This is a genomic window from Actinokineospora sp. NBRC 105648 (assembly GCF_030269645.1).
Classification (GTDB): domain Bacteria; phylum Actinomycetota; class Actinomycetes; order Mycobacteriales; family Pseudonocardiaceae; genus Actinokineospora.
This window is the reverse complement of the sequence record NZ_BSTR01000018.1, coordinates 36,693-56,057: the sequence shown is the minus strand read 5'-3', so window position 1 is coordinate 56,057 and position 19,365 is coordinate 36,693. Positions and strand designations below refer to the sequence as shown.

Sequence of the window (19,365 nt, the reverse complement as noted above, 5' to 3'; positions counted from 1 at the left end):
CGAGAGGACCCCGCAGTGCCGACGCCCCCCTCTCGCCGCCGTCCGGCGGGCCCCACCGGCCGCCGCCCCAAGGTCGCCGGCCTGCGCAAGCCCACCGGCGCCCCGCAGCCGCCCGAGGCGGACCAGGACACCCTGGACGCCCAGGACGCCCAGGACACGGTGGACGCCCAGTCCCCGGGACCCGCCGCGCCTGCCCCCGAGCCGCCCGCGCCGAGCACCCCCGTGCCCGCCGCTCAGGTGCCGGGCACCCCGAAAACCCCGGTCTCGCCGCGCGCCAAGCCCGCCCCGGCTCCCGCACCGGAGTCCCCGGACGAGTCCACCCCCGCGGACACCGGGATCACCGCGTCGGGGGTGATCGGCGCTCTGTCCACTGCGGACAGTGACGACACCGGCACCCGCCGCCCCGCCCCGGCTCCCGCCGCCCCGGCCGACAGGGACCCGGAGCTCGACGAGGACCCGGAGCTCGACGACGACCGGGAACTCGACGAGGACTACGAGCTCGACAGCGACCAAGAGCCCGCGTCCGCCGTCCGCCGCCCCGCGGGCAAGCGCCGGTCGACCGGCGCCGCTGTGCCCACCACGGCCGCGACCATGGTCTCCGACGACCGTCCGCCCCGGTACCAACCGGCCGCAGGCCGCCCCGCCAAGCAGCGCTGGCCGAGCTGGGTCGGCATCGCCGTCCCGGTCGCCCTGATCGTGGTGCTCACCGGCGCGGGCCTGTGGTTCAAGGGCGAGGCCGACTCGCTCACCGCGGCCGCCGACAGCACCAACCGGGCGATCACCGACCCGGCCGCGACCAGCGAGGTGATCGGGAAGCTGACCGTGGCCGTGGAGCGGACGCTCTCCTACAGCTACACCGACCTCGACGCCAACGCCAAGGCCGTCAAGGAGACGCTCGCGGGCACCGCGGTCTGCGAGTACGACAAGCTCTTCGGCCAGCTCAAGCAGCTCGCCCCGGCGCAGAAGCTGGTGCTGACCACCAAGGTCCGCCAGATCGGCGTCCAGCGGCTGGAGGCGGACAAGGCCGACCTGCTGGTCTTCGTCGACCAGTCGACCACCCGCGCCGACCAGGACCAGACCTCGGCCAGCGGGGCCCAGTTCGGCATCCGGGCCGAGCGCTCCGGCGGTGTCTGGAAGATCACTGACTTCGACATGTTCAACCAGCCGCTGCCCAGCGGCGACGCCCCCGCCCAGTGCTGAGCCCGCCCGTCTAGCAGGGGTGTTTCCCCTGGTCAAGCGTTGATCGGTGAGCGCGAGCACACTGCTGCAAAAGTGGTCGGGTTGGCGTGGCATCTTGACTCGGCGACCCCGCCGAGTCAGGCTGTTACCCAGCACGCACTGAGCGGGAGGACCGATTGAGCAGCGGGCCTCGACAGTCGCCCTTCTAGTGGCTAGACTGCCCCTTTGCGCTGCCCACTTTCCGCACGCCCTTTGCCAAGAGCTAGGATGTTGGGCACCACGGCACCCTTGACAGGCGCGTTATCTGTTGCTAGCGCGGCTGTCAACCGCTCATAGTCCTGGAAGGACGCATCTTGGCAGTCTCCCGCGCGACCAAGGCCACTGCTGCGACCAACTCCACTGCTTCGAACTCGGGTATCCCGGGCGCCCCCCGTCGGGTCTCGTTCGCCAAGATCCGCGAGCCCCTGAGCACGCCCAACCTGCTGGACCTGCAGATCCAGTCGTTCGAGTGGTTCACCGGCGCGGAGGCGTGGTTCCAGCGCCGCGTCGACGCCGGTGACGAGAATCCCGTCGGCGGTCTTGAGGAGGTCCTCAACGAGATCTCTCCGATCGAGGACTTCTCGGGCTCCATGTCCCTGTCCTTCTCCGACCCGCGCTTCGACGAGGTCAAGGCCTCGGTCGAGGAGTGCAAGGACAAGGACATGACCTACGCGGCGCCCCTGTTCGTCACGGCCGAGTTCACCAACAACACCACCGGCGAGATCAAGAGCCAGACGGTGTTCATGGGCGACTTCCCGGTCATGACCAACAAGGGCACGTTCATCATCAACGGCACCGAGCGTGTCGTGGTCTCGCAGCTGGTCCGCTCGCCCGGTGTCTACTTCGACACCAACATCGACAAGACCACGGACAAGGACGTCTTCAGCGTCAAGGTCATCCCCAGCCGCGGCGCGTGGCTGGAGTTCGACGTCGACAAGCGCGACACCGTCGGCGTGCGGATCGACCGCAAGCGCCGCCAGCCGGTCACCGTGCTGCTCAAGGCCCTTGGCTGGACCACCGAGGCCATCCGCGAGCGGTTCTCCTTCTCCGAGACCCTGATCGCGACCCTCGACAAGGACCACACCGCGGGCACCGACGAGGCGCTGCTCGACATCTACCGCAAGCTGCGCCCGGGTGAGCCGCCGACCAAGGAGTCCGCGCAGACCCTGCTGGAGAACCTGTTCTTCAAGGACAAGCGCTACGACCTGGCCAAGGTCGGCCGGTACAAGGTCAACAAGAAGCTCGGCCTGGTGATGCCGACCAACCGCGGTGTGCTCACCGAGGACGACATCGTCACCACGATCGAGTACCTGGTCCGGCTGCACGCGGGCGACACCAACATGGTCGTCGGCCAGGGCGAGGACCAGCGCGAGGTGCCGGTCGAGGTCGACGACATCGACCACTTCGGCAACCGCCGCCTGCGCACCGTGGGCGAGCTGATCCAGAACCAGATCCGGGTCGGCCTGTCCCGGATGGAGCGCGTCGTCCGCGAGCGGATGACCACCCAGGACGTCGAGGCGATCACCCCGCAGACCCTGATCAACATCCGCCCGGTGGTGGCGGCGATCAAGGAGTTCTTCGGCACCTCGCAGCTCTCCCAGTTCATGGACCAGACCAACCCGGTCGCCGGGCTGACGCACAAGCGCCGCCTCTCGGCGCTGGGCCCGGGCGGTCTGTCCCGGGAGCGCGCGGGCATGGAGGTCCGCGACGTCCACCACTCGCACTACGGCCGCATGTGCCCGATCGAGACCCCGGAGGGCCCGAACATCGGCCTGATCGGCTCGCTGTCGAGCTACGCGCGGGTCAACCCGTTCGGGTTCATCGAGACCCCGTACCGCAAGGTCGTCGAGGGCCAGGTCACCGACCAGATCGACTACCTGACCGCGGACGAGGAGGACCGGCACGTCATCGCGCAGGCCAACGCCCCGCTCGACGAGCTCGGCCACTTCGCCGAGGAGCGCGTCCTGGTCCGCAAGAAGGGCGGCGAGGTCGAGTTCATCGAGCCGTTCGACGTGGACTACATGGACGTCTCGCCGCGCCAGATGGTCTCGGTCGCGACCGCGATGATCCCGTTCCTCGAGCACGACGCGGCCAACCGCGCGCTGATGGGCGCCAACATGCAGCGCCAGGCGGTGCCGCTGCTGCGCAGCGAGTCCCCGCTGGTCGGCACCGGCATGGAGCTGCGCGCCGCGGTCGACGGTGGTGACCTGGTGGTCGCCGCCAAGGCCGGGGTGATCGAGGAGCTGTCCGCGGACTTCATCACCGTGATGGCCGACGACGGCACCCGCCAGACCTACGGGATGCACAAGTTCCGCCGGTCCAACCAGGGCACCTGCATCAACCAGAAGCCGATCATCGGCGAGGGCGACCGGGTCGAGGCGGGCCAGGTCATCGCCGACGGGCCGTGCACCGAAGACGGCGAGATGGCGCTGGGCAAGAACCTGCTCGTGGCGATCATGCCGTGGGAGGGCCACAACTACGAGGACGCGATCATCCTGTCGCAGCGCCTCGTGCAGGACGACGTGCTCACCTCGATCCACATCGACGAGCACGAGATCGACGCCCGGGACACCAAGCTCGGCGCCGAGGAGATCACCCGGGACATCCCGAACGTCTCCGAGGAGGTGCTCGCCGACCTTGACGAGCGCGGCATCATCCGGATCGGCGCCGAGGTCGGCGCGGGCGACATCCTGGTCGGCAAGGTCACGCCCAAGGGCGAGACCGAGCTGACCCCGGAGGAGCGGCTGCTCCGCGCGATCTTCGGTGAGAAGGCGCGCGAGGTCCGCGACACCTCGCTCAAGGTCCCGCACGGCGAGACCGGCAAGGTCATCGGCATCCGGGTCTTCAGCCGCGAGGACGAGGACGAGCTGCCCCCCGGCGTGAACGAGCTGGTCCGGGTCTACGTCGCGCAGAAGCGCAAGATCCAGGACGGCGACAAGCTCGCGGGCCGGCACGGCAACAAGGGCGTCATCGGCAAGATCCTCCCGGTGGAGGACATGCCGTTCATGGAGGACGGCACGCCGGTCGACGTCGTGCTGAACACCCACGGCGTCCCCCGTCGTATGAATATCGGTCAGATCCTGGAGTCCCACCTCGGGTGGATCGCCAAACAGGGCTGGCAGATCGAGGGCACCCCGGAGTGGGCCAGCAAGCTCACCGAGGACCTCTACGACGTCGAGCCGGACACCAACACCGCCACCCCGGTGTTCGACGGTGTCCGCGAGAACGAGCTGTCCGGCCTGCTCGCCTCCACCCGGCCCAACCGCGACGGCGAGCGGATGGTCAAGGAGGACGGCAAGGCGATCCTGTTCGACGGCCGCAGCGGCGACCCGTACCCGTACCCGGTCTCGGTCGGCTACATGTACATCCTCAAGCTGCTGCACCTGGTCGACGACAAGATCCACGCCCGGTCCACCGGCCCGTACTCGATGATCACCCAGCAGCCGCTCGGCGGTAAGGCCCAGTTCGGTGGCCAGCGCTTCGGTGAGATGGAGTGCTGGGCGATGCAGGCCTACGGCGCGGCCTACACGCTGCAGGAGCTGCTGACGATCAAGTCCGACGACGTGCTCGGTCGCGTCAAGGTCTACGAGGCGATCGTCAAGGGGGAGAACATCCCCGAGCCGGGCATCCCCGAGTCGTTCAAGGTGCTCCTCAAGGAGCTGCAGTCGCTCTGCCTCAACGTGGAGGTGCTGTCCAGCGACGGCGCCGCCATCGAGATGCGCGACGGCGACGACGAGGACCTGGAGCGCGCCGCCGCGAACCTGGGCATCAACCTGTCCCGCAATGAGTCGCCGTCGGTGGACGACGTCGTCAATTAGCAACCTCGCTGCCGCCGCCGGGAACGGCCGGAAACCGTTCCCGGCGGGCAGGCGCTGATCCCCCCATTTACGTGCTGTAACCAAGAAGGGGAGAAGAACCGACGTGCTGGACGTCAACTTCTTCGACGAGCTCCGCATCGGCCTTGCGACCGCTGACGACATCCGCCAGTGGTCCTTCGGCGAGGTGAAGAAGCCCGAGACCATCAACTACCGGACGTTGAAGCCGGAAAAGGATGGCCTGTTCTGCGAGAAGATCTTCGGTCCCACCCGGGACTGGGAGTGCTACTGCGGCAAGTACAAGCGCGTGCGCTTCAAGGGCATCATCTGCGAGCGCTGTGGCGTCGAGGTCACCCGCGCCAAGGTGCGCCGCGAGCGGATGGGCCACATCGAGCTGGCCGCGCCGGTCACCCACATCTGGTACTTCAAGGGCGTCCCGTCCCGGTTGGGCTACCTGCTCGACCTGGCCCCCAAGGACCTCGAGAAGATCATCTACTTCGCCGCGTACGTGATCACCACGGTGAACGCCGAGCTGCGCCACAACGACCTGCCGACCCTCGAGTCCGAGATGGGCGTCGAGCGCAAGCAGGTCGAGAACAAGCGCGACGCCGACATCGAGGGCCGCGCCCAGAAGCTCGAGGCCGACCTGGCCCAGCTCGAGGCCGAGGGCGCCAAGAGCGACGTGCGCCGCAAGGTCAAGGAGGGCGGCGAGCGGGAGATGCGCCAGCTCCGCGACCGCGCCCAGCGCGAGCTGGACCGGCTCGACGAGATCTGGACCACCTTCACCAAGCTCGACGTCAAGCAGCTCATCGCGGACGAGATGCTCTACCGCGAGCTGATCGACCGCTACGGCGACTACTTCACCGGCTCGATGGGCGCCGAGGCCATCCAGACCCTGGCGCGCGACTTCGACGTCGACGCCGAGGCGGACAACCTGCGCGAGACCATCCGCAGCGGCAAGGGCCAGAAGAAGCTGCGCGCGCTCAAGCGGCTCAAGGTCGTCGCCGCGTTCCAGCAGACCCGCAACTCGCCCATGGGCATGGTGCTCGACTGCGTCCCGGTGATCCCGCCGGACCTGCGCCCGATGGTCCAGCTCGACGGTGGCCGCTTCGCCACCTCCGACCTCAACGACCTCTACCGCCGGGTCATCAACCGCAACAACCGGTTGAAGCGGCTGATCGACCTCGGCGCGCCCGAGATCATCGTCAACAACGAGAAGCGGATGCTGCAGGAGGCCGTCGACGCGCTGTTCGACAACGGCCGCCGCGGTCGTCCGGTCACCGGCCCGGGCAACCGGCCGCTGAAGTCGCTGTCCGACCTGCTCAAGGGCAAGCAGGGCCGGTTCCGCCAGAACCTGCTCGGCAAGCGCGTCGACTACTCCGGCCGTTCGGTCATCGTGGTCGGCCCGCAGCTCAAGCTGCACCAGTGCGGCCTGCCCAAGGCGATGGCGCTCGAGCTGTTCAAGCCGTTCGTGATGAAGCGGCTGGTCGACCTCAACCACGCGCAGAACATCAAGTCCGCCAAGCGCATGGTCGAGCGGGCCCGCCCGGCCGTGTGGGACGTGCTGGAGGAGGTCATCACCGAGCACCCGGTGATGCTCAACCGCGCGCCCACGCTGCACCGCCTCGGCATCCAGGCGTTCGAGCCGCAGCTGGTCGAGGGCAAGGCGATCCAGCTGCACCCGCTGGTCTGCGAGGCCTTCAACGCCGACTTCGACGGCGACCAGATGGCGGTGCACCTGCCGCTCTCGGCCGAGGCCCAGGCCGAGGCCCGGATCCTGATGCTGTCCTCGAACAACATCCTGTCCCCGGCGTCGGGTCGCCCGCTGGCGATGCCCCGTCTGGACATGGTCACCGGTATCTACCACCTCACCCGGCCCAAGGAGAACGGGCTGGGCGAGGGCCTGGCGTTCTCCTCGCCCGCCGAGGCGATCATGGCCTTCGACCGCAAGATCATCGGTCTGCAGTCGGCGGTCAAGATCCGGATCTCCGACCGCTACCCGGGACCGGGCATGCAGCCGCAGGACTGGACGCCGGGTCAGCCGTGGCTGGCGCACACCACGCTGGGCCGGGTGCTGTTCAACGAGCTGCTCCCGCCGGACTACCCGTTCATGAACGAGCCGATGCCGAAGAAGCGGCAGGCCGCGATCGTCAACGACCTCGCCGAGCGGTACCCGATGGTCACCGTGGCGCGGACGCTGGACAAGCTCAAGGACGCGGGCTTCTACTGGGCCACCCGCTCGGGTGTCACCATCGCGATCTCCGACGTCGTCGTGCCGCCCGCCAAGCAGGGCATCCTCGACGAGTACGAGAAGAAGGCCGACACCGTCGAGAAGCGCTACCAGCGCGGTCAGCTCTCCTCGACCGAGCGCAACAACGAGCTCGTCAAGGTGTGGTCGAACGCGACCGAGGACGTCGCGCGCGCCATGGAGGAGAACTTCCCCGACGACAACCCGATCCCCACGATCGTGAAGTCGGGCGCGGCGGGCAACATGACCCAGATCCGCCAGCTCGCGGGCATGAACGGCCTGGTCACCAACCCGCGGGGCGAGTTCATCCCGCGGCCGATCAAGGCCAACTTCCGCGAGGGCCTGTCGGTGCTGGAGTACTTCATCGCCACCCACGGCGCCCGCAAGGGTCTGGCCGACACCGCGCTGCGCACCGCCGACTCGGGTTACCTGACCCGGCGCCTGGTGGACGTCTCGCAGGACGTCATCGTCCGCGAGGTCGACTGCGGGACCACCCGGGGCATCATCATGCCGCTGGGTGAGCCCACCGCCGACGGCAAGGTGCTGCGCGACCAGCACGTGGAGACCAGCGTCTACGCGCGCTGCGTGTCCGACGAGGTCAAGGCGCCCAACGGCGAGGTCCTGCTCAACCGGGCCGACGACCTGGGCGACCCGGCGATCGAGCGGCTGCTGTCCTCGGGCGTCAGCAAGGTCAAGGTGCGCTCGGTGCTCACCTGCGAGGCCGCGGTCGGTGTCTGCGCCACCTGCTACGGCCGCTCGATGGCGACCGGCCAGCTGGTCGACATCGGCGAGGCCGTCGGCATCGTGGCCGCGCAGTCCATCGGTGAGCCGGGCACCCAGCTGACCATGCGCACCTTCCAGCAGGGTGGCGTCGTCAACGACGACATCACCACCGGTCTGCCCCGTGTGCAGGAGCTCTTCGAGGCCCGGGTCCCGAAGGGCAAGGCGCCCATCGCCGACGTCGACGGCCGCGTCCGGATCGAGGACGGCGACCGGTTCTGGAAGATCACGCTGATCCCGGACGACGGCAGCGAGGAGATCATCTTCGAGAAGCTGTCCAAGCGCCAGCGGCTCGCGGCCACCCCGGACGGCCCGCTGTCCGACGGCGACCACGTGTCGGTGGGCCAGCAGCTGCTCGAGGGCACCCGGGACCCGCACGAGGTCCTGCGCGTGATGGGTCCCCGCGAGGCGCAGCTGCACCTGGTGGACGAGGTCCAGAAGGTGTACCGGGCACAGGGCGTGTCCATCCACGACAAGCACATCGAGGTCATCGTCCGGCAGATGCTGCGCCGGGTCACGATCCTCGACAGCGGTGCCGCCGAGTTCCTGCCCGGAGCGCTCATCGAGCGCGCCGTGTTCGAGTCGGAGAACCGCCGCGTCGTGGCCTCCGGCGGCGAGCCCGCCTCCGGCCGCCCGGTGCTGATGGGCATCACGAAGGCCTCGCTGGCCACCGACTCGTGGCTCTCGGCCGCCTCCTTCCAGGAGACCACCCGCGTCCTCACCGACGCGGCGATCAACGGCCGCAGCGACAAGCTCATCGGCCTGAAGGAGAACGTCATCATCGGTAAGTTGATCCCGGCGGGCACCGGCATCAACAAGTACCGCAACATCCAGGTCCAGCCGACCGAAGAGGCCCGGGTCGCCGCATACGCGATCCCGTCCTACGACGACGGTTACTACACACCGGATGTCTTCGGCACCGGCACTGGTGCGGCGGTCCCGCTCGACGACTACGACTTCGGCCGCGACTACCGCTAGCCAATGGCGAAGCAGTAGTAGCAGTAGAACAAAAAGTCAGCACCACACGGAACGGCCCCCGGAGCACCTCGCTCCGGGGGCCGTTCCCTTTTCTTTGTCCCTCCCGGATTGACACCCCCAGCGCCAACCCGAGCCGCACCGCACCTGCTCCGGCGCCAGACAAAGCCTCAGGCAGCTCTACCCAAGCCCCCGCCCCCCAAGCCAAGCCCACCCAGGACGATAAACACTCCAAAAACCCTTGTCCCCCAACGCAACCGCACCCGCACGCCCACGTGCTGGATCGCAGGAGACACGCCAATCCAAACCCCGCCTCCAACGCACCCGCACCCGCACGCCCCACCTGATGAATCGGCAGCAGCCGCGCTGGTCGCAGACTCCCTGGTCGTAGACCCACTTCCCACGCATCCGCACCTGGACAACGCGCCTGCTGGATTGGGTGGAGTGGCTTTGTCTGGGGGGAGGGGCGATCGTAAACTTGCTGTGGTCGTGGGGCTCCCTTTCCCACCCGCTTTTCCCACGACGATCGCCCCTAGGGGCCCCGGGCAAAGCCACTCCACCCAATCCAGCACCCCGCCCGAGCAAACCCCGACGCAGCAAACCCCAAACAAGCCCCAAGGCACACCCAGCACCAAAAGCAGCTAGCCCCGCCCCACCGAATACCCACCATCAAGCGCCAACACATGCCCAGTAGTAAAAGCCGAATCAGCCAGATAGAGCAGTGAATGGGTCGTCTCCCCAACCGACCCGACCCGCCCCATCGGCGCCCACCCGCCAAGCTCCCCCATGTCCGCCCCGGCGAACAACGGCGTCCGGATCACCCCCGGCGCCAACGTGTTCACCCGGATCCCCATCGGCGCCAGCTCAGCCGCCAGGCTCACCGTCAGCGCGTGCACCCCGCCCTTGCTCGCCAACGGCGCCGACGCGGGCACCCCCGTCTTCGCCTGCGTGACGAAGACCGTCCCCACGTTGATCACGCACCCCCCACGCCCCTGCGCGACCATCTGCCGCACAACGGCCTGGGTGACCAGGTAGGTGCCGCGCAGGTTCGTCGACAGGTACCGGTCCAGCTCCTCCTCGGTCACCTCCAGGAACGGCTTGGTCTCGAACACCCCGGCGTTGTTCACCAGCACGTCGACCCCGCCGAACGCCGCAAGGGCCGCGCTGACCAGCGCTTCCCCGGTCCCCGGGTCGCCGATGTCGCCCACCACCGCCGCCACCCGCTCAGCCGGGAGCCCCGCGGCGGCCGCAGCGAGCCGGTCCGGGTCGCGGCCGTTGAGCACTACGTTGTCCCCCCGCTCGGCGAACCCGCGGGCGGCGTCGAGGCCGATGCCGCTGCTCGCGCCTGTGATGACCACTGTCCGAACCATGACTACCCCCAGGGTGATACGACCGGTCGTCTTCGAACGGCCACAAAAAAAGAGAGCCGCTCACGGCCGCAGGTAGCCGTCGAGCAGCAGGCGCATGCACCGCCGCAGCGGGGCCGCGGACCGGTCGACCTTCATCCGGATCACCGCGCCCTCCCACGCCTCGATCAGCGTGTCCGCCAACTCCTCGGCGGGCACGTCGTCGCGCACGGTGCCCGCCGCCTGCGCCGCGGCCAGCGGTCCCGCCAGGCCGTCGCGCCACTGCCGGTACGCGACCGAGATCGCCACCCGGCAGGTCTCGCTGTCGTCGAGCTCGCACGCCAGGTTGGCGAGCAGGCAGCCGCCGGTGAAGTCGTTGTCCTCGAAGTGGGCCAGCAGCGACTCGAAGAACGCGCGCACCCCCGAGAGCGGGTCCGGCGCCCCGTCGAACGCACTGGTCAGCGCGGCGGCGGTGCAGCGGGCGGTGTACTCGATGGTCGCCACGCCGAGGGCCTCCTTGCTCGGGAAGTAGTTGTAGAACGAGCCCTTGGGGATCTCCACCCGGTCGAGCAGGTCCTTGATCCCGGTGCCGTGGTAGCCCTGCCGGAGGAACTGCGCCGCGCTCACCTCGAGCAGCCGTCGCCGGGTGTCCTCGCTCAGTCTCGGTCGCGCCACGCCGGAAGTATACGACCGGTCGTCTTGGAATGGTAGCCCTCCCGGGACGACTTCGTTAATCCCAAATGGACAGACGAAATTCGTTGGCCGCCAAGTGTTGCAGGTCACCCAGCCTGGTCCGCCCGCGCGGTTGTCACCCGTCTGGAACATTCGGGCCCGGTGCCCTGACCGATACCGTGCGGTCGACGTCGGGGCCACCCTCTCCCCGGAGGACCTGTGTCGCGCGGGCTCGCGATCCTGCTCTTGGCCCGCTCGTGGCCGCAGTGCGGTGAGACCGCGGTGACCCACCCGCCATCCCGGCCTGACCGGAGGAACCGTGTTCCACAGACTCGCCGCGGCCGCCGCCGCCGTGCTCCTCGTCCCCGTCCTCAGCGCGAGCGCCGCGAGCGCCGCGAGCGCCGCGAGCGCCGAGGTGCACCCGAGCTCGTTCGTCGTCTTCCCGACCGACGGCAACGTGCTGCCGCTCAACGTCCCGATCATGATCGCCGGTTACAGCACCTCCGACGACGGCCCGGCCGCGGTCACCGCGGTGGACGTCTCCGTCGACGGCGGCCACACCTGGCAACTCGCCCAGGGCACCGGCGAGTGGAGCTACATCCACACCGCCACCACGACCGGTCAGGTGGACGTCGTCTCCCGGGCGCGCAGCGCGACCGAGGTCGAGTCGCCCTGGAGGCACACCCGCTACGCGGCGGGCAGCGGTCCGCTCAAGCCGCTGCCGTGCACCCGGTGCGAGTTCTGGCAGCCGCTGCGCGGCGACCGGGACTACGTCGCGGTGGACTCCGACGCCCGGCCGGTGGAGGTCGGCCAGAAGGTCCAGGTCGACCGCGCCGGCTACATCACCGGTGTCACGCTGGGCAACTACTACCCGGGTGACGACCTCCTCGCGCGCGTCTGGTCGGCCGACGGCGTGCTGCTGGCCGAGGCCCACGAGTCGCCCTGGTCGCGGTTCTTCTACTTCCCCGAGCCCGTCCCGGTCGTGCCGGGGGAGACCTACGTGGTCTCCTACTTCACCCCGTACGGCCACTACGCGGTGACGAACGGGCACTTCACCGGTGCCGGGACCGTGGAGGCCCCCTTCTCCTCACCCCCGGACGCGGGCGTCTACCACTACGCCGACGAGGGACCCGTCCCCGAGCTCGGCGGCTTCCCGGACCAGACCTGGGGCGGCAGCTACTACTGGGTCATCCCGCACTTCCAGCTGACCCCCTGACCCGGGGAACCACCACGGTCGGTGACGCGTTGGGCGAGGCGGTCCCCTGAGTGGGGGCCGCCTCGGCGCGTTCCAGGGGTACCCCGTTTTGACCTCCGACCCACGCCCGAGGTATCTTTGCTACTCGTGCCCGACCCATGTCGGGTCGGTCCGTGTGCCTGTGCCGCGCGGTCTGGTTTCGGTGATCGTTCAGACGATGGCCGGCTACCGGCCTCCTGCCAGACACGCCGGAGTTCCTCTCGAACCCCGTTGGGATGATTCGATCCCGCACGGGCGCCGCGAGTTCGGGCGACACGCCCGACCTCGGGGGACGGGCGGAGCAGCAGGAACCGCAAGTACACAGTGCCTTCGGCCCCCGGTTCGGGTGTCGAGCGTTAACAGGAGAAAGCCGGTCTATGCCCACGATCCAGCAGCTGGTCCGCAAGGGCCGCCAGGACAAGGTCGCCAAGCAGAAGACTGCGGCTCTCAAGGGGAGCCCGCAGCGGCGTGGCGTGTGCACTCGCGTGTACACCACCACCCCGAAGAAGCCGAACTCCGCGCTGCGCAAGGTCGCGCGCGTGAAGCTGACCAGCGGCATCGAGGTCACGGCGTATATCCCTGGCGAGGGTCACAACCTGCAGGAGCACTCCATGGTGCTCGTCCGCGGTGGCCGCGTGAAGGACCTCCCGGGTGTCCGCTACAAGATCATCCGCGGCTCGCTGGACACGCAGGGCGTGAAGAACCGCAAGCAGGCCCGCAGCCACTACGGCGCGAAGAAGGAGAAGAGCTGACATGCCCCGTAAGGGACCGGCCCCGAAGCGGCCGCTGATCTCCGACCCGGTGTACAGCTCGCCGCTGGTCACCCAGCTGATCAACAAGGTGCTCAAGGACGGCAAGCGCTCCGTCGCCGAGCGCATCGTCTACGGCGCCCTCGAGGGTGCCCGGGACAAGAGCGGCACCGACCCCGTGGTCACGCTCAAGCGCGCGCTCGACAACGTGAAGCCCACCATCGAGGTGAAGAGCCGCCGCGTCGGTGGCGCCACCTACCAGGTGCCGATCGAGGTCAAGCCGGGCCGCTCCACCACGCTCGCGCTGCGCTGGCTCGTCTCCTTCTCCCAGGCCCGCCGCGAGAAGACCATGATCGAGCGGCTGATGAACGAGCTGCTCGACGCCTCGAACGGCCTTGGCGCCAGCGTCAAGCGCCGCGAGGACACGCACAAGATGGCCGAGTCCAACAAGGCCTTCGCCCACTACCGCTGGTGACAACCGGCCCCGACCGCCCGGTCGGGGCTGCAGCGGCGCCGTAGCTCTGCATCAAGGACAGGGGAAACACCCGTGGCACTCGACGTGCTGACCGACCTGGCCAAGGTCCGCAACATCGGGATCATGGCCCACATCGACGCGGGCAAGACCACGACGACCGAGCGGATCCTCTTCTACACGGGGATCAGCTACAAGATCGGCGAGGTGCACGACGGCGCCGCGGTCATGGACTGGATGGAGCAGGAGCAGGAGCGGGGCATCACGATCACCTCGGCCGCCACCACCTGCTACTGGAAAGACCACCAGATCAACATCATCGACACCCCCGGGCACGTCGACTTCACCGTCGAGGTGGAGCGCAACCTGCGGGTGCTCGACGGCGCGGTCGCGGTGTTCGACGGCAAGGAAGGTGTCGAGCCCCAGTCCGAGCAGGTCTGGCGGCAGGCCACCAAGTACGACGTCCCCCGGATCTGCTTCGTCAACAAGATGGACAAGCTGGGCGCGGACTTCTACTTCACCATCCGCACCATCTCCGAGCGCCTGGGTGCCAAGCCGCTCCCGATCCAGATCCCGATCGGCTCCGAGAGCGACTTCATCGGTGTCGTCGACCTGGTCGAGATGCGCGCGCTGACCTGGCGCGGCGAGGTCAAGAAGGGCGAGGACTACTCCGTCGAGGAGATCCCGGCCGACCTGCTGGAGAAGGCCCAGGAGTTCCGCGAGGCGCTCATCGAGGCCGTCGCCGAGACCGATGACGAGCTCATGGAGCTCTACCTCGGCGGCGAGGAGCTCAGCGTCGAGCAGATCAAGGGCGGTATCCGCAAGATCGTGACCGCCGGTTCGGCGTACCCGATCCTGTGCGGTTCGGCGTTCAAGAACAAGGGCGTGCAGCCCATGCTCGACGCCGTGATCGACTACCTGCCCTCCCCGCTCGACCTCCCGCCGGTCGAGGGCACGCTGCAGGACGGGGAGACCCCCGCCTTCCGCAAGCCCGAGATGACCGAGCCGTTCTCCGCGCTGGCCTTCAAGATCGCCACGCACCCGTTCTTCGGCAAGCTCACCTACGTCCGGGTGTACTCGGGCCGGGTTCCCAGCGGCAGCCCGGTCATCAACTCGACCAAGGACCGCAAGGAGCGCATCGGGAAGATCTTCCAGATGCACGCCAACAAGGAGAACCCGGTCGACGAGGCCATCGCCGGTCACATCTACGCGGTGATCGGGCTCAAGGACACCACCACCGGTGAGACCCTGAGCGACCCGGCCAACCCGATCGTGCTCGAGTCGATGACCTTCCCGGACCCGGTCATCCAGGTCGCCATCGAGCCCAAGACCAAGGCCGACCAGGAGAAGCTGGGCACCGCGATCCAGAAGCTCGCCGAAGAGGACCCCACCTTCAAGGTGCACCTCGACGACGAGACCGGCCAGACGATCATCGCGGGCATGGGCGAGCTGCACCTGGACATCCTGGTGGACCGGATGCGCCGCGAGTTCAAGGTCGAGGCGAACATCGGCAAGCCGCAGGTGGCCTACCGCGAGACCATCCGCAAGACGGTCGAGAAGCTGGACTACACCCACAAGAAGCAGACCGGTGGGTCGGGCCAGTTCGCGAAGGTCGTCATCAAGCTCGAGCCGCTGGCCACCACCGACGGCGTGCTCTACGAGTTCGACAACGCCGTTTCCGGCGGCCGCGTGCCGCGGGAGTACATCCCGTCGGTCGACGCCGGTGCCCAGGACGCCATGCAGTACGGTGTGCTCGCCGGATACCCGCTGGTCGGGTTGAAGCTGACGCTGCTCGACGGTGCCTACCACGAGGTCGACTCCTCCGAGATGGCGTTCAAGGTCGCAGGCTCCATGGCGCTCAAGGAGGCCGCCCGCAAGGCCGGTCCGGTGATCCTGGAGCCGCTGATGGCGGTCGAGGTGACCACGCCCGAGGACTATATGGGTGAGGTCATCGGCGACCTGAACTCCCGCCGCGGCCAGATCCAGGCCATGGAGGAGCGCAGCGGGGCCCGCATCGTCAAGGCGCTGGTGCCGCTCTCGGAGATGTTCGGGTATGTGGGTGACTTGCGGTCGAAGACCCAGGGCCGCGCCAACTACTCGATGGTGTTCGACTCCTACAGCGAGGTTCCCGCGAACGTCGCCAAGGAGATCATCGCAAAGGCTACGGGGGAGTGACCAAGCACTCCCAGTCCCGCGTGCGCGGGACTGAGCCCCGGAGCTCCGCACAGTAGGTGCGGGCTCTCCGGGAACTCCCCGGGTCCGCACAATTGACCCAGCAGCCGCCATCCGAAAACACTCGGTCAGGCGGAAAGTACAAGTCCAGGAGGACAATCAAGTGGCGAAGGCGAAGTTCCAGCGGACCAAGCCGCACGTCAACATCGGGACCATCGGTCACATCGACCACGGCAAGACGACGCTGACCGCGGCGATCTCGAAGGTCCTGCACGACAAGTACCCCGACCTGAACCCCTTCACGCCGTTCGACGAGATCGACAAGGCGCCGGAGGAGAAGCAGCGCGGTATCACGATCTCCATCGCGCACATCGAGTACCAGACGGAGAAGCGCCACTACGCGCACGTCGACTGCCCGGGCCACGCGGACTACGTCAAGAACATGATCACCGGTGCGGCGCAGATGGACGGCGCCATCCTGGTGGTCGCGGCGACCGATGGCCCGATGCCGCAGACGCGTGAGCACGTGCTGCTCGCCCGCCAGGTCGGTGTGCCCTACATCGTGGTGGCCCTGAACAAGGCCGACATGGTGGACGACGAGGAGATCCTCGAGCTCGTCGAGCTCGAGGTCCGTGAGCTGCTCTCGGCGCAGGACTTCCCCGGCGACGACCTGCCGGTCGTGCGCGTCTCGGCGCTCAAGGCGCTCGAGGGCGACGCCGAGTGGGGCGCTCGTCTGATCGAGCTCATGGACGCCGTCGACGAGAGCATCCCGGAGCCCGAGCGGGACGTCGTCAAGCCCTTCCTCATGCCCGTCGAGGATGTCTTCACGATCACCGGCCGCGGCACCGTCGCGACCGGTCGCATCGAGCGGGGCATCGTCAACGTCAACGAGGAGGTCGAGATCGTCGGCATCCGCGAGAAGGCGCAGAAGACCACCGTCACCGGTGTCGAGATGTTCCGCAAGCTGCTCGACCAGGGCCAGGCGGGCGACAACGTCGGCCTCCTGCTCCGCGGCATCAAGCGCGAGGACATCGAGCGCGGCCAGGTCATCGTGAAGCCGGGCACCACCACCCCGCACACCGAGTTCGAGGCCCAGGTCGTCATCCTGAGCAAGGACGAGGGCGGACGGCACACCCCGTTCTTCAACAACTACCGCCCGCAGTTCTACTTCCGCACCACCGACGTGACCGGCGTGGTGACCCTCCCCGAGGGCACCGAGATGGTCATGCCGGGCGACAGCACGGGCATGACGGTGAACCTGATCCAGCCCATCGCGATGGACGAGGGTCTCCGGTTCGCGATCCGCGAGGGTGGCCGCACCGTCGGCGCCGGCCGGGTCGTCAAGATCATCAAGTAGTCCCCGTCGGGGTGGCCGAGTGTGCTCGGCCACCCCGATTTGGATCGCCGCACCCCGGTGTGGCATCCTTTATGGGTTGCTCGTCGCAGGGCGGCCGGTTCGAGTTCCACTACCGGCCGCCCTCGCACGGGAGTCAGGATCCATGGTCCTGAGAAAAGAAGATGCACGGCTAGCCCAAGGATCTCGTCCAAGGGACCGGTATGCGAAGCGGGCGCGACACGCCCGACCGCGTGGACCGGGAGCGGTGGATCGAAACTTGTGAACAGGGAAGCGGCGCGGTTCGGCCTGACAGGTCTGCCGAAGATCGCAACGATGAAGAGGAACGGCAAGCCACCATGGCGGGACAGAAGATCCGCATCCGGCTCAAGGCCTACGACCACGAGGCGATCGACGCGTCCGCGCGCAAGATCGTGGAGACCGTGACGCGCACTGGCGCGCGGGTCGTGGGGCCTGTGCCGCTGCCCACGGAGAAGAACGTCTACTGCGTCATCCGCTCGCCGCACAAGTACAAGGACTCGCGCGAGCACTTCGAGATGCGTACGCACAAGCGTCTGATCGACATCCTCGACCCGACGCCGAAGACGGTCGACGCGCTCATGCGCATCGACCTGCCGGCGAGTGTCGACGTCAACATCCAGTAAGTGCGGCGCTGAGCGGCGGAGAGAAACACAGTCATGTCTGACAGGCAGATGAAGGGAATCCTGGGCACCAAGCTCGGGATGACCCAGGTCTTCGACGAGAACAACCGGATCGTGCCGGTGACCGTTGTGAAGGCCGGACCCAACGTGGTCACCCAGGTGCGCAGCCAGGACAACGACGGCTACGCCGCGGTCCAGCTCGCCTTCGGCGCGATCGACCCGCGCAAGGTGAACAAGCCCGAGTCCGGGCACTTCACCAAGGCCGGTGTCACCCCGCGCCGCTTCGTGGCGGAACTGCGCACCACCGACGCCGACTCCTACGAGATCGGCCAGGAGATCACCGCTGAGGTGTTCGAGGCGGGCCAGGTCGTCGACGCGACCGGCACCACCAAGGGCAAGGGCACCGCGGGCGTCATGAAGCGACACGGCTTCAAGGGCCTCGGCGCCTCGCACGGCACCCAGCGCAAGCACCGCTCGCCCGGTTCCATCGGTGGCTGCGCCACCCCCGGCCGGGTCTTCAAGGGCCTGCGCATGGCCGGTCGGATGGGCCACGTGCGGGTGACCACCCAGAACCTCAAGGTCCACCAGGTCGACGCCGAGTCCGGCCTCATCCTGATCAAGGGTGCCGTTCCCGGCCCCAAGGGTGGCCTGGTGTTCCTCAAGACGGCCGCGAAGGGCGGTGCCTGATGAGCAGCGTGGACATCAAGGCTCCCGGCGGTAAGACCGAGGGCAGTGTCGACCTGCCTGCCGAGGTCTTCGACGTGCAGGCCAACGTGCCGCTGATGCACCAGGTCGTGGTGGCCCAGATGGCGGCCGCCCGCCAGGGCACGCACTCGACCAAGACCCGCGGGGAGGTGTCCGGCGGTGGCCGCAAGCCCTACCGCCAGAAGGGCACCGGCCGCGCCCGCCAGGGCTCGACCCGCGCGCCGCAGTTCGTCGGCGGTGGCGTGGTGCACGGCCCGCAGCCGCGCGACTACGCGCAGCGGACCCCCAAGAAGATGAAGGCCGCCGCCCTGCGCGGTGCCCTCTCCGACCGGGCCCGCGCGGGCCAGGTGCACGTGGTGACCGGTCTGGTCGACGGCGACAAGCCCTCCACCAAGACCGCCCGCGACCTGCTGGCCACGATCAGCGAGGCCAAGCGCCTGCTGGTCGTGCTGACCAGGGACGAGGACGTCGCCTGGGTGTCGGTGCGCAACCTGCCGCACGTGCACGTGATCGCGCCCGACCAGCTCAACACCTACGACGTGCTCGTCAACGACGACGTGGTGTTCACCAAGGCTGCCCTCGACGCGTTCCTGTCCCGGCCGGTCAAGGCCGCCAAGGGTCGGGCCACGTCCACCGAAGCCGAGGTCGACGAGACTGCGACTTCCAAGGAGGACAAGTGATCCCCGACCCCCGAGACATCCTTCTCGCGCCGGTGATCTCCGAGAAGTCCTACGGGCTCCTCGAGGAGAACAAGTACACCTTCGTGGTGCACCCGAGCGCCAACAAGACCGCCATCAAGATCGCGGTCGAGAAGGTTTTCGGCGTCCAGGTGGTCAGCGTGAACACGCTGAACCGCAACGGCAAGCGCAAGCGCACCCGCTCCGGGTACGGCAAGCGCAAGGACACCAAGCGGGCGATCGTGACGCTGTCCGCCGAGAGCAAGCCGATCGAGATCTTCGGCGGCCCGGCCGCGTAAGGGACTGA

14 protein-coding genes are annotated in these 19,365 nt (G+C 68.2%); 12 read left to right on the top strand and 2 right to left on the bottom strand.

Annotated features, from left to right (window positions below; translation table 11 throughout):
* Nucleotides 1–15: 15 nt before the first annotated feature.
* From QSK30_RS17705 to QSK30_RS17695, 3 genes are all read left to right on the top strand, one after another.
* Entirely contained in the window at nt 16–1,200 is a 1,185-nt protein-coding gene (locus tag QSK30_RS17705) for a hypothetical protein (protein ID WP_285504104.1), read from the top strand.
* Nucleotides 1,201–1,532: 332 nt separating this feature from the next.
* On the top strand, nt 1,533–5,036 hold the full coding sequence (gene rpoB / locus QSK30_RS17700) for a DNA-directed RNA polymerase subunit beta (RefSeq protein ID WP_285504103.1): 3,504 nt from the start codon (nt 1,533–1,535) through the stop codon (nt 5,034–5,036).
* A gap of 103 nt (nt 5,037–5,139) precedes the next feature.
* A complete protein-coding gene (locus QSK30_RS17695) occupies nt 5,140–9,039 on the top strand; it encodes a DNA-directed RNA polymerase subunit beta' (RefSeq protein WP_285504102.1) in 3,900 nt (1,299 codons plus the stop codon).
* A 638-nt stretch (nt 9,040–9,677) separates the two neighbouring features.
* Here the strand turns inward: QSK30_RS17695 and QSK30_RS17690 are convergent.
* Together QSK30_RS17690 and QSK30_RS17685 are read right to left on the bottom strand one after the other, a co-directional pair.
* A complete protein-coding gene (locus QSK30_RS17690; RefSeq protein ID WP_285504101.1) occupies nt 9,678–10,394 on the bottom strand; it encodes an SDR family NAD(P)-dependent oxidoreductase in 717 nt (238 codons plus the stop codon).
* Between the two features lie 72 nt (nt 10,395–10,466).
* On the bottom strand, nt 10,467–11,057 hold the full coding sequence (locus QSK30_RS17685; RefSeq protein ID WP_285504099.1) for a TetR/AcrR family transcriptional regulator: 591 nt from the start codon (nt 11,055–11,057) through the stop codon (nt 10,467–10,469).
* 316 nt (nt 11,058–11,373) lie between these two features.
* Here QSK30_RS17685 and QSK30_RS17680 point away from each other — a divergent pair, with 316 nt between their 5' ends.
* The 9 genes from QSK30_RS17680 (at nt 11,374) to rplW (ending at nt 19,357) form a co-directional block, all read left to right on the top strand.
* The gene (locus QSK30_RS17680; RefSeq protein ID WP_285504097.1) at nt 11,374–12,270 is read left to right on the top strand and encodes a DUF4082 domain-containing protein; all 897 of its coding nucleotides are present in this window, start codon (nt 11,374–11,376) and stop codon (nt 12,268–12,270) included.
* Nucleotides 12,271–12,665: 395 nt separating this feature from the next.
* Nucleotides 12,666–13,040, top strand: coding sequence for a 30S ribosomal protein S12 (rpsL, locus tag QSK30_RS17675; protein ID WP_018682837.1), 375 nt, complete (start codon nt 12,666–12,668; stop codon nt 13,038–13,040).
* 1 nt (nt 13,041) lies between these two features.
* Nucleotides 13,042–13,512, top strand: coding sequence for a 30S ribosomal protein S7 (rpsG, locus tag QSK30_RS17670; protein ID WP_285504096.1), 471 nt, complete (start codon nt 13,042–13,044; stop codon nt 13,510–13,512).
* A 72-nt stretch (nt 13,513–13,584) separates the two neighbouring features.
* On the top strand, nt 13,585–15,684 hold the full coding sequence (gene fusA, locus QSK30_RS17665; RefSeq protein ID WP_285504094.1) for an elongation factor G: 2,100 nt from the start codon (nt 13,585–13,587) through the stop codon (nt 15,682–15,684).
* A gap of 160 nt (nt 15,685–15,844) precedes the next feature.
* Complete coding sequence (gene tuf / locus QSK30_RS17660; protein ID WP_285504093.1) at nt 15,845–17,038, top strand: elongation factor Tu; 1,194 nt, start codon at nt 15,845–15,847, stop codon at nt 17,036–17,038.
* A 335-nt stretch (nt 17,039–17,373) separates the two neighbouring features.
* On the top strand, nt 17,374–17,679 hold the full coding sequence (gene rpsJ, locus QSK30_RS17655; protein WP_003938093.1) for a 30S ribosomal protein S10: 306 nt from the start codon (nt 17,374–17,376) through the stop codon (nt 17,677–17,679).
* A gap of 33 nt (nt 17,680–17,712) precedes the next feature.
* The gene (gene rplC, locus QSK30_RS17650) at nt 17,713–18,363 is read left to right on the top strand and encodes a 50S ribosomal protein L3 (protein ID WP_285504091.1); all 651 of its coding nucleotides are present in this window, start codon (nt 17,713–17,715) and stop codon (nt 18,361–18,363) included.
* Complete coding sequence (gene rplD, locus QSK30_RS17645) at nt 18,363–19,061, top strand: 50S ribosomal protein L4 (protein ID WP_285504090.1); 699 nt, start codon at nt 18,363–18,365, stop codon at nt 19,059–19,061. The genes rplC and rplD overlap by 1 nt, the downstream gene beginning before the upstream one ends.
* A complete protein-coding gene (rplW, locus tag QSK30_RS17640) occupies nt 19,058–19,357 on the top strand; it encodes a 50S ribosomal protein L23 (RefSeq protein WP_285504089.1) in 300 nt (99 codons plus the stop codon). Before rplD ends, rplW begins: the two co-directional genes overlap by 4 nt.
* Nucleotides 19,358–19,365 lie beyond the last annotated feature (8 nt).

Excerpts from the sequence above, each read along its gene's own strand:
- rplC (WP_285504091.1), top strand. The coding sequence starts at position 17,713 with ATGTCTGACAGGCAGATGAAGGGAATCCTGGGCACCAAGCTCGGGATG.
- rpsG (WP_285504096.1), top strand. The coding sequence starts at position 13,042 with ATGCCCCGTAAGGGACCGGCCCCGAAGCGGCCGCTGATCTCCGACCCG.
- rpsJ (WP_003938093.1), top strand. The coding sequence starts at position 17,374 with ATGGCGGGACAGAAGATCCGCATCCGGCTCAAGGCCTACGACCACGAG.
- rpsL (WP_018682837.1), top strand. The coding sequence starts at position 12,666 with ATGCCCACGATCCAGCAGCTGGTCCGCAAGGGCCGCCAGGACAAGGTC.
- rplD (WP_285504090.1), top strand. The coding sequence starts at position 18,363 with ATGAGCAGCGTGGACATCAAGGCTCCCGGCGGTAAGACCGAGGGCAGT.